Annotated in this window: 12 protein-coding genes and 1 other annotated feature; of the genes, 6 read left to right on the top strand and 6 right to left on the bottom strand. The window is 41.8% G+C overall.

Annotated features, from left to right (window positions below):
• Positions 1–17: 17 nt before the first annotated feature.
• On the bottom strand, positions 18–2477 hold the full coding sequence (gene thrA / locus OCV27_RS02550) for a bifunctional aspartate kinase/homoserine dehydrogenase I (RefSeq protein WP_125320218.1): 2460 nt from the start codon (positions 2475–2477) through the stop codon (positions 18–20).
• Positions 2478–2506: 29 nt separating this feature from the next.
• Positions 2507–2626 (bottom strand) — a sequence feature (Thr leader region).
• 281 nt (positions 2627–2907) lie between these two features.
• Here thrA and OCV27_RS02545 point away from each other — a divergent pair.
• Positions 2908–3369 (top strand): hypothetical protein, encoded by a 462-nt coding sequence (locus tag OCV27_RS02545; protein ID WP_125320219.1) that lies wholly within the window; start codon positions 2908–2910, stop codon positions 3367–3369.
• Between the two features lie 26 nt (positions 3370–3395).
• Here the strand turns inward: OCV27_RS02545 and OCV27_RS02540 are convergent, their stop codons facing one another.
• Positions 3396–3881 (bottom strand): putative 4-hydroxy-4-methyl-2-oxoglutarate aldolase, encoded by a 486-nt coding sequence (locus OCV27_RS02540; RefSeq protein WP_125320220.1) that lies wholly within the window; start codon positions 3879–3881, stop codon positions 3396–3398.
• A gap of 163 nt (positions 3882–4044) precedes the next feature.
• Positions 4045–4299 carry a DUF3293 domain-containing protein gene (locus OCV27_RS02535; protein WP_245986678.1) on the bottom strand — a complete coding sequence of 85 codons (255 nt, stop codon included), beginning with the start codon at positions 4297–4299 and terminating at the stop codon, positions 4045–4047.
• 323 nt (positions 4300–4622) lie between these two features.
• On the opposite strand from OCV27_RS02535, the gene arcA reads away from it, so the two are divergent.
• A complete protein-coding gene (arcA, locus tag OCV27_RS02530; protein ID WP_125320222.1) occupies positions 4623–5339 on the top strand; it encodes a two-component system response regulator ArcA in 717 nt (238 codons plus the stop codon).
• Between the two features lie 61 nt (positions 5340–5400).
• On the opposite strand, the gene hldE is transcribed toward arcA, so the two are convergent.
• Positions 5401–6831, bottom strand: coding sequence for a bifunctional D-glycero-beta-D-manno-heptose-7-phosphate kinase/D-glycero-beta-D-manno-heptose 1-phosphate adenylyltransferase HldE (gene hldE / locus OCV27_RS02525; RefSeq protein ID WP_125320223.1), 1431 nt, complete (start codon positions 6829–6831; stop codon positions 5401–5403).
• A 60-nt stretch (positions 6832–6891) separates the two neighbouring features.
• Positions 6892–9732: a bifunctional [glutamate--ammonia ligase]-adenylyl-L-tyrosine phosphorylase/[glutamate--ammonia-ligase] adenylyltransferase gene (gene glnE / locus OCV27_RS02520; RefSeq protein ID WP_125320224.1), complete on the bottom strand. Its 2841-nt coding sequence runs from the start codon at positions 9730–9732 to the stop codon at positions 6892–6894.
• Positions 9733–10162: 430 nt separating this feature from the next.
• On the opposite strand from glnE, the gene OCV27_RS02515 reads away from it, so the two are divergent.
• The gene (locus OCV27_RS02515) at positions 10163–10912 is read left to right on the top strand and encodes a potassium channel family protein (protein ID WP_125320225.1); all 750 of its coding nucleotides are present in this window, start codon (positions 10163–10165) and stop codon (positions 10910–10912) included.
• Positions 10913–10953: 41 nt separating this feature from the next.
• On the opposite strand, the gene OCV27_RS02510 is transcribed toward OCV27_RS02515, so the two are convergent.
• Complete coding sequence (locus tag OCV27_RS02510) at positions 10954–12471, bottom strand: CYTH and CHAD domain-containing protein (RefSeq protein WP_125320226.1); 1518 nt, start codon at positions 12469–12471, stop codon at positions 10954–10956.
• Positions 12472–12674: 203 nt separating this feature from the next.
• Between OCV27_RS02510 and OCV27_RS02505 the strand changes: the two genes are divergently transcribed.
• The 3 genes from OCV27_RS02505 (at position 12675) to OCV27_RS02495 (ending at position 15519) form a co-directional block, all read left to right on the top strand.
• Positions 12675–13355: a TIGR00153 family protein gene (locus OCV27_RS02505; protein ID WP_171359509.1), complete on the top strand. Its 681-nt coding sequence runs from the start codon at positions 12675–12677 to the stop codon at positions 13353–13355.
• Between the two features lie 124 nt (positions 13356–13479).
• Positions 13480–14739, top strand: a complete 1260-nt coding sequence (locus OCV27_RS02500; RefSeq protein ID WP_125320228.1) for an inorganic phosphate transporter — start codon at positions 13480–13482, stop codon at positions 14737–14739.
• 168 nt (positions 14740–14907) lie between these two features.
• Positions 14908–15519, top strand: coding sequence for a TIGR04211 family SH3 domain-containing protein (locus OCV27_RS02495; RefSeq protein ID WP_125320229.1), 612 nt, complete (start codon positions 14908–14910; stop codon positions 15517–15519).
• Positions 15520–15532 lie beyond the last annotated feature (13 nt).

Genomic DNA, 15532 nt, shown 5'->3' with positions numbered 1-15532 from the left:
ACCAATACTCATTCGTTTTAAACCCCTAGTTTCCATCCTAACGTACGCATAACATCGGAGAATACACCAGCTGCTGTCACTTCTGTACCCGCACCATAACCACGTAATACAAGCGGAATTGGTTGGTAATATCGACTGTAGAAAGCCAAAGCATTTTCGCCATCTTTTATTTTGAACATTGGGTCACTATCATTAACTGCAGAAATACTGACACGGCACTGACCATCAAGAATTTCTCCAACATAACGCAACACCTTTCCTTCATCTGCCGCTTCACTAGAGAGCTTTTGGAAATATGCATCAGCTTCAGGAAGCCTAACCATAAATTCCTCGACACTGCCCGAGTCATCAAAACCAGGTGGCAATGCCTTTTCAACAATCACGTCTTCTAGCTCTAGATTCATTCCAGCCTCACGAGCAAGGATCAATAATTTACGTGCGACATCCATGCCAGATAGATCATCTCTAGGATCTGGCTCAGTAAAGCTATTTTCTTTGGCTATATTAGTTGCCTGACTTAATGTCATACCTTCATCAAGCTTACCGAAAATATAGGAAAGTGAACCGGAAAGAATACCGCTAAACCGTTCTAGTTCATCGCCTGCCGAAATCAGATTTTGCAAGTTTTCAATCACAGGTAAGCCTGCACCTACTGTTGTTTCGTACATAAGTTTACGGCGAGAGCTACGTGCAATATCCCTAAGCTGATGATAATAAGCCATACTAGCAGTATTGGCTTTTTTGTTTGGTGTCACTACATGAAACCCTGCTGCTAGAAAATCAGTATATTGATTGGCAATTGATTCAGAAGAAGTACAATCAACCAATACCGGATTGATAATGTGATTACGCTGAACCAAAGCAATAAGCCGAGCAAGGCTAAACTCTTCAGTTGAATCATTCATACGGTCGCGCCAATGCTCCAAAGGTAGACCTTCACTGTCTAGCAACAAGCCTTTACTATTGGCAAGCCCACAAACTCTAAGAACGATGCCTTTATCCGCTAGCTTCACTTGCTGGCGCTGAATTTGATCAACGAGTTCACCACCAACTCCACCAATTCCAACCACAAAAACATCGAGGAAGTGCTTTGAGTTAAATAAGTTTTCATGACAAGCTTTGATCGCTTCTGAAATTTTATCTTCTGGTATTACAGCAGAAATCGCACGTTCTGATGAACCTTGAGCAATAGCAACAATGTTCACATTAACTTCAGCCAATGAAGAGAAGAACTGTGAAGCAACGCCTCTTGAAGTACGCATTCCATCACCAACTAAGGTCACAATTGCGACATCATCTATAAAGTCAACAGGCTCTAATAAACCCTCTTTTAGCTCAAGTTCAAACGAGTTGTTGAGTGCTTGCTGAGCAGTAACTCTATCTTTAGCTTCAATGCAAAAACTAATGCTGTACTCTGAAGAAGATTGAGTAATCAAAACAATTGAAACACCCGTTGAGGACATAGCGCCAAAGACTCGGCTTGCCATTCCCACCATGCCTTTCATACCTGGGCCAGAAACATTGACCATTGTCAGGTCACTGAGTGTGGTAATGCCCTTAATGGATAACTTATCTTCACCAGTATCTTGGCTAATCAGTGTCCCCGCTCCTTGTGGGTTGAAACTATTTTTTATTAAGCAAGGAATATGGAACTGGGCAATAGGAGCAATAGTTTTGGGATGAAGTACCGAGGCACCAAAGTAAGAGAGCTCCATCGCTTCTTGATAGCTTAAAGATTTCAATAAGCGAGCGTCAGCAACTAAACGAGGGTCACAATTATAAACACCGTCCACATCTGTCCAGATCTCACAACACTCAGCACGTAAACAGGCCGCTAAAACCGCCGCGGAATAATCTGAACCATTACGGCCCAAAGTCACTAGCTCGCCTTCTTCATTTCCTGCTGTAAAACCGGGCATGATATTGACAGTTCCTTGTGGCAATGGGTTTTGACGGAAGTTTTGGGTGGATACTTCAACATCAACCATTGCCTCTAGGGGATCTCCCTGAGCATAGAGGTACTTAACAGGGTCAATTAGACTGGCTGATTGACCTTTAGCTTCCAAGACCGCTTTCATCAGTTGAATGGAAACGCGTTCACCTTTACTTATGATACGAGCGTTAACATTACTTGGACACATACCTAATAGGTTTATCCCATGCACAAATTGACGCAGCTGACCTAAAGAGGTTTTAACTTGGTTGTCATATCCAGTGCTATTAAGATTGGGTAAAGCTTGTTTTATCTCTTGGTACAATTCTCGTAGGGAAGCTTCCAGATCTGCTAACTGTAACTCAGCCTCACCGTTTTTTAGTGCTCCATCAATAACAGCAACTAACTTATTGGTTGTTTTTCCTGGTGCAGAAAGCACAACAGCAACTTCTTCTTGTTGGGCATTATTAGCAATAATATCTGCCGCTCGCAGAAACCTATCTGCATTAGCTAATGATGAGCCACCAAACTTTAAAACACGCATTTCTTCCTCCAAATGCTTGTAAATGGGTATAAAAAAAGGCCTGTATCTCATTGGATACAGGCCTTTTTTTTGAATTTATTTCGCTTAGCAGCCTGCTCCAACATTTTTGATGTCGGTAATCATAATGGTTGTGGTCATTACTGATAGGCTTAAATGATGCATATGCGATATTTATGATGATAGTGTATTTTCTTACCCATACGTTTAACCTATTTACTAAGCATGAGTCAATGGTTTTTTTTTACTTTTTTATTTTTACTCGCTTGTCACTCTTCTTCCAAACACTTCAACAGGTTACACTAGATAAAAACAATAAGAGCTCGGTTTCATATAATTTAATTGATAGTTTTATCTTAAATATAGCTAGCGATGATTGCATTTTATGCTTTACTTGATCGTGCGGTGGAGAAATTTAAACAAGGAGTAGCAAATGAAAAAACAACTAAACCTTTTGCTTGCTCTTACAGCCTGTTCATCAATAGCAGCTGAGCTACCTGCACTACCATCACAAAAAAAAGTCTCCCCACACAAACTTTTTCTACTAAGCGAAGCTGATCAACATGATTTTGATACGTGGAAAATTGATGGCGGTTATTCATATAACCTATTTAATAAAATTGATGTCTACGTCGGTGCTCGCATAAATCAAAGTACGACCGTAAATGAAAGTGGCTTTTTGAGCGGTGTCAGTTATCAACTTACTCCCAGAGTGTCGGTACAAAGTTCTCTACATTCTTATCAAGAAGAAAATTCGACTTTAGGTAGTGAAACTATGATTTCTGCTGAAGTTTCTAGCCGAATGAGATTGACTGAAAATCTCGATATTCATGCCACTCTCGAACACCAAGAATGGCAGCAAGGGGTTGAAGTTGGTATTGGCTTTCGCTTTTAAAACTACAACACACCCAACAACACTTACTAACTCCAATCAAGCAACTCTGTGGACATAAGTACACCATTCCAATCTGCATAGACATAATCACCTGGCTGAATCATCTGGTTATGGATCGTCAAAGTCACATTCGTCTCACCTGCCCCATTTTTCTCGGCCTTAAAAGGGCAGGTTCCTAACGCTTTTATTCCAAACTCCATTTCAGCCATCGCTCCAGCATCACGAATAGCTCCATAGACTATCACCCCCTCCCAGTCATTATCGATGGCCAAAATCGCTAGTTGACCGCCAAGTAATGCTTCTTGGCAAGAACCATGACCATCAACGATCAACACTTTTCCTTTACCGTCCTGACTTAACATCTCCCTGACTTTCGAGTTGTCGTGGTAGCAACGTACGGTAACAATTTCTCCCCAGAACGCATATTTATTACCAAAAGTGTGCAGAGGTATATTCAATGAGGTTACTTTATCTTCATGTTTATCACATATATCCGGTGTTATATCTTTCATTACTCCTCCATGAAAATGCTCTTAAGTCTTACCTGCATCGTTGTAAACAACTACCAAGACTAACTTTTGTTTGATCAGCTAAACAAGATAACAAAAACAACTCATCATTCATCACATAGTAAATAGCATTCTGCTGATATTTTTGTCCTAAATATAAAGCTTGTTACTCCGATATGACGACTGCAAAGCTAGTTTCAACCCAATTGAAGTTCCTATCACCCACATAAACCTCACTAAAGTAAGTATGACCAAATTCTTCAACTAGACTGTGATTGCTACGATCATTTTCTACTTTAGGTTGCCACTGACTATTTGGGTTCCACGCAGTGATAATAGCAAACTCTTCAAACTCTAGTGAGTGAGTAAACTTAAAGTAAGGTTCTGAATATTGTTGCCAAAGGAGTTCATCTATCACCATATCATCCAAGCTTCATATATGTTATCGACTATTAATTTTTGTTACATTCTAACTCTTGATATAAATCAACAAAGTGAATGGAATTAACATTCTGACATTGTTAGCATGCTGTTAACATTATAGAATTCGCTTCAAAGACTGATAGGAAGCGTGAGGATAAAGGATCTCAAGAATGTATTGAATCCAAGGAAGGCGGGCAATCAAAGAAACGATGTACTTTTAAAATCTTTGGTTTATTATCAACATCACATTAACTGTATGTTAGGTTTTTGCCTAGAATTTATTCTATTAGCACAATTTTTTCACAAGTTTAGGTACCGCCAATGCAAACCCCGCACATTCTTATTGTCGAAGATGAGCAAGTAACTCGTAACACTCTAAAGAGTATTTTTGAAGCAGAGGGATACGCTGTTTTTGAGGCCAGTGACGGTGAAGAGATGCACCAAGTGCTGTCTGACAATCAGGTTAATCTGGTGATTATGGATATTAATTTACCTGGAAAGAATGGTCTTCTACTTGCACGCGAGCTTCGTGAGCAAGCTAATGTGGCGTTAATGTTCTTGACTGGACGTGACAATGAGGTTGACAAAATCTTAGGCCTTGAAATAGGTGCCGATGACTACATCACCAAGCCATTCAACCCAAGAGAATTGACCATTCGAGCTCGTAACCTACTCAATCGCTCAATGAGTTCCAGCACTTTGAGTGAAGATAAACGTAGTGTAGAAAAATATGAATTTAATGGCTGGGTTTTAGATATTAATAGTCGCTCACTAGTAAGCCCAAGCGGTGAAGATTACAAGCTTCCTCGTTCCGAGTTTAGAGCCTTACTTCACTTCTGTGAAAATCCAGGCAAGATCCAGACACGAGCAGATCTGCTGAAAAAGATGACAGGCCGAGAACTAAAACCTCATGACAGGACGGTTGATGTCACGATTCGAAGAATACGTAAACACTTTGAATCTGTATCTGGAACTCCAGAGATCATTGCAACCATTCACGGAGAAGGTTACCGTTTTTGTGGTGACTTAGACGAGTAACTAATCCTATATACTGTAATAAAAATGGAGCTCCTTGGCTCCATTTTTATTACGATGGGATTTACCCTCTTTCACCTTTGATTGCATCGATAATTTCGGTAGTTGAACATCCTTCTTCAAAGTTGAGAACCTTGACCTCCCCACCGTTAACAATCACTTCTTTACCACCAGCAATATCTTCAGGCTTGTAATCTCCACCTTTGACCAGCAAATCAGGTAATACTTCTGCAATAAGGCGCTGTGGCGTTTCTTCTTCAAAAGGTACAACCCAGTCAACTGCTCCTAAACCTGCAAGAACGGCCATTCTACGATCCGTTGGGTTAACCGGACGTCCAGGTCCTTTCAAGTTTTTTACCGATTCATCTGTGTTGACAGCAACAATAAGACGATCTCCAAGTTTTGCCGCATGGTTAAGATAAGAAACGTGTCCTGCATGGAGAATGTCGAAACAACCGTTAGTCATCACTACTTTCTCTCCCTTAGACTGCGCTTTTTTTACAGCATCAATTAGTGATGGCTCAGTGACCACACCAAAGTCTGTATCTTGACTTCCATGGACCGCTTCTGCGAGCTCTATTGTTGATACCGTTGATGTACCAAGTTTACCGACCACAACACCAGCTGCAGCATTAGCCAGAGCACAGGCTTCATCAAGCGGCTTACCAGAAGCAACTGAAGCGGCAAGAACTGAAATAACCGTATCTCCAGCACCTGTCACGTCAAATACTTCTTTTGCTAAAGTAGGCAAGTGGAATGGCTCTTGACCACGACGTAATAACGTCATTCCATGCTCGCTTCGCGTTACAAGAAGTGCTTCAAAATCATATTTATCGATAAGAGCTAAACCTTTATCTACTAACTCTTGATCTGTTTTAACCTTACCAGCAACAAGTTCAAATTCAGTTAAATTGGGAGTCAATAAAGTCGCACCGCGATAACGTTCAAAGTCAGCACCTTTGGGGTCAATGAAAACTGGCACTTTGGCTGCTCGTGCTTTTTGAATGAATAGCTGAACATGTTCTAGAGCCCCTTTATCATAGTCAGACAGAACTACTGACTTAACTTTAGGGAGAGCCTGTTCCATCCTATCCAAAATAAGCTCTGCTTCAGTATTTTCAAATTTATCTTCAAAGTCCAAACGAATTAGTTGTTGACCACGACTCAATATTCGCAATTTTGTGATGGTCGGATAACTGGGTAAAGCCACAAAATCACACTTTACTTTGAGAGCTGACAAAGTCTCATTGAGGACTTTGGCTGGTTCATCAATCCCCGTCAAACCAACAATATGAGCATGCCCACCGAGAGAAGCAATATTCATTGCTACGTTAGCGGCCCCACCTGGGCGCTCTTCATTATTTTCTACTTTTACTACAGGGACTGGCGCTTCTGGAGAAATACGCCCAGTCGGGCCATACCAGTAACGATCTAACATTACGTCACCAATAATCAATACGCCTGAATCACTATAGTTTGGTAGGATTGGTTTCATTGTGGGTCTCCAAGTTCTAATTCGGGCAAAAGTCTAACACAGGCAGATAAAGCGCTAAACTTATTCTAACCACTCATGCCAGAGAGACTTAACAATCTCTCGCTCTTTAAACAATTTTTCCTCGTCCACATCTGCATCTAAGTTGAGCAAATTACGATAATGAATATGATTGCGCATCGTGGTATACGCATGGGTTAAAGCTATTGCGGGAGCTTCTTCCATCACCCCCTGAGCTATCAAGGACTCGAAAATTCTCACGTTGTCACTCCAACGCGTTAACTTAGGGTTTTCATGGCTGTATCTTAAGACCAAATATTGAGCGAGAAACTCCACATCTGTGATACCTCCAGGATCTTGCTTAAGCAAAAAGCGTCCTGATTTCTTACCGCCGAGGTGCTCGCGCATTTTAGTACGCATTTCACCTACTGCTTTTTTGAGGGGAGCCTCTTCACGCATTCTGCTGAGAATATGGTGCCTGATGTGTGAAAAAGCATTATCAAGAGCTGAATCACCATAAATCATACGAGCACGCACTAATGCTTGGTGCTCCCATATCCACGCTTCATTTTGCTGATATTCGTCAAAAGCTTGAGCAGTAGTCACTAAAAGCCCAGATGCACCTGATGGACGCAAACGTGTATCTACCTCATACAATGTGCCGGAAGCGGTCCGAGTCGAGAATATATGTATGATACGCTGGGCTAAACGGAGATAAAACTGCCGACCATCAAGCTCTTTTTTCCCATCAGTATAAATATCTGCGGGGCAGTCATGAATGAAAACAATATCCAAGTCTGAATTATATCCAAGCTCCCAGCCTCCAACTTTGCCATACCCAATCACAGCAAAACCTCGACCCTCTCGATCTTTAAGGTGAGTAGGCTCTCCATATTTTTCAACCATTTGCAGCCAAGCTTGATTGACTGCGGAGTCGACAATGGCTTCTGCAAGATAAGTCAGGTGATCGCTGACTTTCATCACAGGTAAAGCGCCGGCAATATCTGCCGCAGCAATACGCAAAATACAGATTTGCTTGAACTGGCGCAACGCCTCCATTTGCTGCTCCATATCATTTTCTGGAATACGAGCTAGAAAATCACGTAATTCTGAACGATAACTTTCGAACGGAATTGGGTTATAAAGATGTTGTGGATCAATCAACTCATCAAGCAAAATGGGATAACGGCCAAGTTGCTCCGAGATCATTGGGCTTTCTGTGCACAGACGTACTAATTGAGTTAGAGCCGCTGGATATTCATCCAATAACTCTAAGTAGGTAGTACGAGTAACAATCTTGTGTAATAGATGAAGGACTCGTGGTAATCCATACTTAGCATCACGATGAGAATAGATTGCACAAAAAACCTTTGGCATTAAACGATTTAGGACTTCCCGACCTCTGGGCCCAAGGGTCTTTTTGGCCAGTTCTCGCTTGAAGCTGATAATAGTTTGTGCCATATCTGCCCATTCTTGGCTGCCGATATCTTGAGCAAGAATCCCCTCTATAACATCCAGCTTTTCCACCATATCCCATAATTCATGGTAGTGCTTAGCAACCTCTAATGATTCCTCTTCATCATCACCTATCAAGCAAGTAAAGACCTGATGTACATTATGCATATGCGCTTGTATTTCTTTAAACAAAGGAGGCCAGCCTGCGTAGCCCATTGCGACTGCTAGTTGCAATTGTTCTTGCCCATTTTCTGGTAGCGTTTGAGTCTGTTGATCTGTCATTGCTTGCAGTAGATTCTCTACACGCCGTAAAAATTGGTATGCATGCCGAAGATGTACCACTTTATCGCGAGATAACAGCTCTAGTGTTTCAACCGCAACTAGGGTTTTTAAGAGCCCTCGATGACGTAAGCTGGGTTCCCTACCACCGCGAATAAGTTGAAACACCTGAGCGACAAATTCTATTTCACGAATTCCCCCTGCTCCTAACTTGATGTTATTTTTTAAACCACGCCGCCGAACCTCACTACTTATCATTGACTTCATTCTGCGCAATGATTGTATAGCACTAAAATCAATATAACGCCGAAAAACAAAAGGCCTTAACATTTGACGTAATACCCGATACTCCGAGTACATCTCCTTACCCATGACTCGGCCTTTGATCATTGCATAGCGTTCCCAATCTCTACCTTGTTCTTGGTAGTAGTCTTCCAAAGCCACATAGCTCATGACCAAAGGTCCGCTTTCACCGAAAGGACGTAAGCGCATATCGACACGGTAACAAAAACCATCAAAAGTTTGCTGATCTAGCGCTTTGATAATTCGTTGAGCTAAGCGAGTAAAAAACTGAGCATTCGATAAACTCCGAGCAGCGCCCTGTGTATCTCCATTCTCTGGGTAGGTAAAAATCAGATCAATATCAGATGAAAAATTGAGTTCACCACCTCCAAGTTTACCCATACCAATAATCAACATAGGCTGAGCTTTACCGTCTGCACTGCAAGGGGTTCCCCACAGTTTACAATAAGCATCATATTGCCAATGATAGGTTTCAAAAAGCATGGCTTCAGCTAACTTAGATAAGTGTTCGAGGCTTTGCTCTAAATCCCAATTACCAAGAAAGTCTCTCCATGCAATGTAAACCATTTCTCGACGACGAAATTGCCTTAAAATTCTATGCCCTTGCGCCTCATCGTTACAATTAGCCAGATATTTAGCAAGGCAAGAGCGATAGTTTTTATATCGAGACGGCTGCTCTAACATTTCGGGCAAACTCTCTTGTAGGTCATGATCTTTTTGTAACGAATCTACGACAAACTGACTCAAGCCTGCAACATAGCTCAGTTGTTCACGCAGAGCCTTGGACCAATGTTGGATGGCATCAAGTTGAACTAGGGGCTCTAGCGCATTTTGGGACACACAAACAAGATTGTCGGGCAATTGCATGGTTCTTCCTTGGGTTAGTGAAAAGATTTATAACGGTGTTATACCAATAAAAAATACCCACTAACAATCAGTGGAAGCATATTAAAGATATTTTAACAATCAAACAGTGAAAGATGCGATCTTAGCATCAAGAGACTACTCATTTTTGCATCTCCTTTGACCTGTCTAATCGCGCCAAAGCAACGATAAGACATTTTCAACCAACTCATGCATCATATTGGTTAAGTTCTTGTTCATCTCTTCAGCAATACTGCTCTGCTATCTAGCAGCATTTGAATATAGTTGATGACTTACATGCTATGTTTGTCATTGTTAGTTCTTCGCTAGTTCTTATATAGTGACCAGCAGCCTTGTACACAATCAGAACCTATAATACTGCCGTTGATTGTGAACGTTAAATCGAAAAAGTAATATCAAATTGAGTCAAAACATGGAGAATAATGATATCAAAGACGATGTAAAACCAATGAGCTTATTATCGCTAGTACTGTCATTTATGGCACTATTTGTGATTTCCGCATTACTGTTTTTCCCACTTAAAGAACCTACACGCCAAGTTCTTATCAGCTTAGACTTTGTTATCTGCAGTATTTTCCTTCTTCAACTCACAATTGATTGGATCCGATCTGCAAATCGACTGCAATATATCAAACGCCACTGGATAGATTTTATTGCCAGTATTCCAATGGTTGAACCGCTGCGCTTTGCGCGCCTATTTCACATCTTACGCGTCATTTTGGTCATCAGATCGAGCCGATCTTTAGTCAAGCAGTTGATGATAAATCGCCGTGAAACTACTCTTGCTTCTATATTACTGCTGATGGTGATATTACTCACCATAGGATCAAGCATAATGTTGTTTTTGGAAAGTAAGTCGCCCGACGCAAACATTCAAACAGGTGGGGATGCCATATGGTGGGCACTAGTAACAATTTCAACGGTAGGTTATGGAGACCATTTCCCTGTAACTAATGCAGGCAAGATTCTCGCTTCAGGGCTAATTATCTGTGGAGTAGGGATTTTTGGTATGATTTCTGGCCTTATTACTTCGCTTATCACATCACCGACAGAGGTTCAGGCGCAGCGCTCAGAAAACAAAGAACGGCTATTACTTGAAGTACTCGAACAACAGCAAGAGATACTTAAACGTCTAGAGAGTCTTGAAAAACAAAAAAAATGAGATAGGGAACCATCGGCTCCCTATGACTAGAGTGTACGAGTCTAGTCTTGCCAATATGGCTGCGCTTCGATACAAATCACTCGAGTTTGTTCCATTGCGTGTAAAATAGACCTCTCTTGACGAGAGAGCCAGCGTTGAAGCTGTTCTTGCTCTTCTCCCTCTAACTTATCGACTAGTTTATCTAACGTTCTGAGTTTAAGTAGATCATCAATACCATGCAGTAAATCACGCCATGGTAGCCTAAAACGATTACGCTCTTCAGCATCAAACAAACTGGCAAAGCTCAACCCTGTGTATAAATTACGCATCAGGCGATAGCGTTGATCGATATAATCCTGACTGCACAGAGAATGCTCCGGAGGAAATGCTTCCATCAATTCAGCCCAAGTACGATCGAGTTGTTTAAAAGAGAAAGGTTCAATAGTCAGGGCAATTTTATCCTCTAATTTATCATCAAGAAAAGGCCGCCAACCCCGAGTTAAAATCCAACGGCTAAGATCAAGCAGCAATCCAATATATCTCGCGGAATTAAATAGGGTTAGCATATCCTCCCGACTTGGCAAAGATTCTTGGGTTAGTCTTAGCTCACCAACCAGAAATTTACGGGCGTCAAGTTTACGCAAAACGTGCCCCTTATCATCAAGTAAAGCCTCAATGTAATCAAAGTCATTAAGCCATTCCAATGATTGCTCTAGCCATTTCAACTCTTGACGGATCAAAGCACTTGCCCGACGCGGAACAGCACCACCGTAAACGGTAAACACTTGACGAATAAAGCTAATAGCGCTTTGTATTTGGTGTAATGATTCTATTGATACTCGTTCAGCATAGATTTGTTCATGATAAAGCCAATGTGACAAACCATGTTCAAGAGAATGGATAAAGCAATATTCCACCGTATCGTGTTTATCTGTATTAACCAAAGCTAATGGTTTAGCCTCATCACCTTGATAATCACTTGCAAGCCGATAACCTTTAGCCGCTTTACTCAAATTTCCAAGGCGAAGGCCCCCATGTGCAGACAAACGGCGAGCTAGAGTAAACAAAGCATCAGTTTGCCCTGACTTTAACTCCAACTCAATTTCGCAAATAGGCTCCTGTTTTTTACCTGCTTCTACTGTCCCTTGGTCAAAAGCTACTTCGATTTGGCTGCCATCTTGCATCGCAATCAACCACTGCTCACGAATAAAATCAGTAGTAAAAATGGGTACGATTTCTGACTGTAATAATGCAATATCTTTGTCTAGTGGCCATATATCTGACGGGTGAAGACTCAACAGGGGCTCATTACTGCTATGCTCTGCATTGTACTCGGGTCTCTGATGTAAACCAGCCACAACGCGACCAGACGTTTTGACGGTTTGAACATACACATCGTCAAAGCGACGAATACGAAGACCAATATCATGAACACGTAGCCAATTATCCGGTGTGTCAAAGTAAATATTACCCAGCTCACGACGGCTATGCTGGAGTATTGTTTCTTGCGTAATCATCTCTTGCAAAGTATTTGAAAATTCGGGAGAAACAAAAAATTTCAGCTCAATCTCGTTTTCCATAGCTAGCCCTTTAAAAGCAGATATAAACAGAATATTGCCAATTTTCAAACTGAGCAAGAAAGAAATATCACTGCAATGATGACCTAAAACAGTTTTAATGATGGATTTAATGCGTTAACATGCGCGCCTTTATAGCCATCGTTCAACATTTCGCCATGAATGGTATATGTTATTTTTAGGTTATATTAATAGGTTGAATGACCATGCCAGTAAATACAATTATGGGGTTATTTGCAAAGTCCCCAATCAAGCCTTTGCAACGCCACGTCGTGTGTGTAAACGAATGTTGCTCACACCTAGTCAACTTCTTTGAAGTCTGTTCAAAAGGAGACTGGGAAAAAGCATCAGAAATTCGCGCACAAATCTCGCATTTAGAGAAAGAAGCCGATGTTTTAAAACGTGAAATTCGTCTAAAACTACCTCGCGGTTTGTTTATGCCTGTTGATCGTAGCGATATGCTCGAACTTCTCACACAGCAAGACAAGCTGGCAAACCTAGCCAAAGACATTGCTGGCCGTGTATATGGCCGACAATTAATTATCCCCGAACCTCTCCAAGAAAACTTTATTGCGTATGTAAAACGTTGCCTTGACGCAGCTAATCAAGCGCAAAAAGTAATCAACGAACTCGATGAATTGTTGGAAACTGGATTCAAAGGCCGCGAAGTGACGCTTGTGGCAGAGATGATCCACCAGCTAGATGAAATTGAAGATGACACCGATGCAATGCAGATAGTTCTTCGCCAGCAGCTAATGGCAGTCGAAGACAGTCTTAATCCAATCGATGTGATGTTTCTATACAAAATTCTTGAATGGGTAGGTGGCATAGCAGATCAGGCGCAACGCGTTGGTGCACGCCTTGAACTCATGCTGTCCCGTTCATAAACATTAAGTAACTAAATAACGAAGAGCATTTTAAACACTCCCCAATAAGCGACACATAATTTGACGCTGAGGGGCTTTGTCGTGTCTAATTTGCTCCGCTTGTTATCAACAACTAGGTATTACGATGGATATCCTTGCGAATTACGGCACTGTCCTGATTATTATTGCGGCCATTTTTGGCTTTATGATGGCGATTGGTATTGGTGCAAATGATGTTGCCAATGCGATGGGAACATCAGTAGGTTCTAAAGCATTAACCGTAAAACAAGCGATCATTATCGCAATGATTTTTGAATTTGCGGGAGCTTACCTTGCTGGTGGTGAAGTTACAGACACCATTCGTAAAGGTGTAATTGAAACATCACTCTTTGCCAGTCAGCCAGATGTCCTTGTCTTTGGCATGATGTCGGCACTACTTGCTGCAGGCTCTTGGCTACTGCTTGCTTCTTATATGGGATGGCCCGTTTCCACAACTCACTCCATAATAGGCGCCATTATCGGTTTTGCCTGTGTTTCAGTGGGTACAGAAGCCGTTGATTGGGCTTCGGTCAAGGGAATCGTAGGTAGCTGGATTATTACGCCAATTATCTCTGGTTTCTTCGCTTACGTTATTTTTGTTAGTGCACAGCGGCTGATTTTTGATACTGAGAAGCCACTATTTAACGCCAAACGTTTTGTCCCCGTATACATGTTCATCACCACCATGGTGATTGCACTAGTTACAATTAAAAAAGGTTTAAAACATGTCGGGCTTCACCTTTCTAATAGTGAAGCTTGGGTATGTGCGGCAATAATTTCTACCATAGTCATGGTGGGTGGATACCTTTATATTCAGAAAAAATTCTCCAGCCGTGAAGATGATCATGGATTTGCTGGCGTGGAAGGTATATTCAGCGTTCTCATGGTTATCACAGCCTGTGCGATGGCATTTGCCCATGGTTCAAATGATGTGGCAAACGCAATTGGTCCCCTTTCAGCAGTAGCCTCTACAATTGAACATATGGGCGAAATTACAGATAAAAGTACAATTGCATGGTGGATTTTGCCTCTTGGAGGTTTAGGTATAATTGTTGGCTTAGCAACCCTAGGGCACAAAGTGATGGCCACTGTTGGTACTGGCATCACTGAGCTAACACCAAGCCGTGGTTTTGCCGCCCAGCTTGCCACTGCATGTACCGTAGTTCTTGCTTCTGGTACAGGACTTCCTATTTCCACTACTCAAACACTTGTCGGTGCTGTATTAGGTGTTGGTTTTGCGCGTGGTATTGCGGCATTAAACCTAGGTGTGGTGCGAAACATCGTAGCTTCATGGATAGTTACTCTTCCCGCAGGCGCACTACTTGCAGTTATATTCTTCTATATAATTCAAGCAGTGTTTACTTAATCAATAAGGTCAATGATGTGTTAACTCACGGTCATTATTGACTCAAATCCACAGAAAGGGAGGCTTAGCTTCCCTTCTTGGTTGCAGTAGCGTCTGAAACTACTTACTATTTGGTATTAGGGGCTGTTGACCCAGAAAGTGATAGAAAAAACTGTTAAAGGATTGATCGTGAAAAAACTGGTTTGCTTGGTTTTAGCTTCAATATTGGTTGTACCCGCCGCCTTAGCTAAAAACCGTTATATCGCAGATAACTTATTTACCTACATGCATGCAGGTCCGAGTAACCAATTCCGAATTATCGGCAGTGTCGATGCGGGTGATAGGGTTACTTACCTAGCCGCAGATAAAGAGACTGGGTATACCCAAGTTCAAGACAGTAAAGGCCGTAAAGGTTGGGTTGAAAGCCGCTTTGTCACCACTCGTGAGAGCATGGCGCTACGCTTGCCTAAAATTGAAAAAGAATTGTCTGATGTGAAAGCGAAACTCGCCAACGCACGTTCTAATGCCGATCAAGAAAAAGCGGGCTTAGCCGGGTCTTTAGAGAATCGAAACCGTCAAATCGCTGATCTAGAAAAAAGCCATGGCGAAATTAGCCAGCAATTAACGGCATCACAGGAAGAAGTACGAAACCTAAGAGCTAAATTAGATACGCAAAAAGACGACTTATTGCTTAAGTACTTTATGTACGGAGGGGGCGTCGCTGGTATCGGCTTGTTGTTTGGCCTTATCCTACCTCACATTATTCCACGTAGAAAACGTTCGCCCTCAGGTTGGGCATAAAATTCTCTGTGCT

The sequence above is a fragment of the Vibrio pectenicida genome (assembly GCA_024347015.1).
GTDB lineage: Bacteria > Pseudomonadota > Gammaproteobacteria > Enterobacterales > Vibrionaceae > Vibrio > Vibrio pectenicida.
Note: the sequence above shows the minus strand (reverse complement) of the source record. Positions and strands in the feature narration are given on the sequence as shown.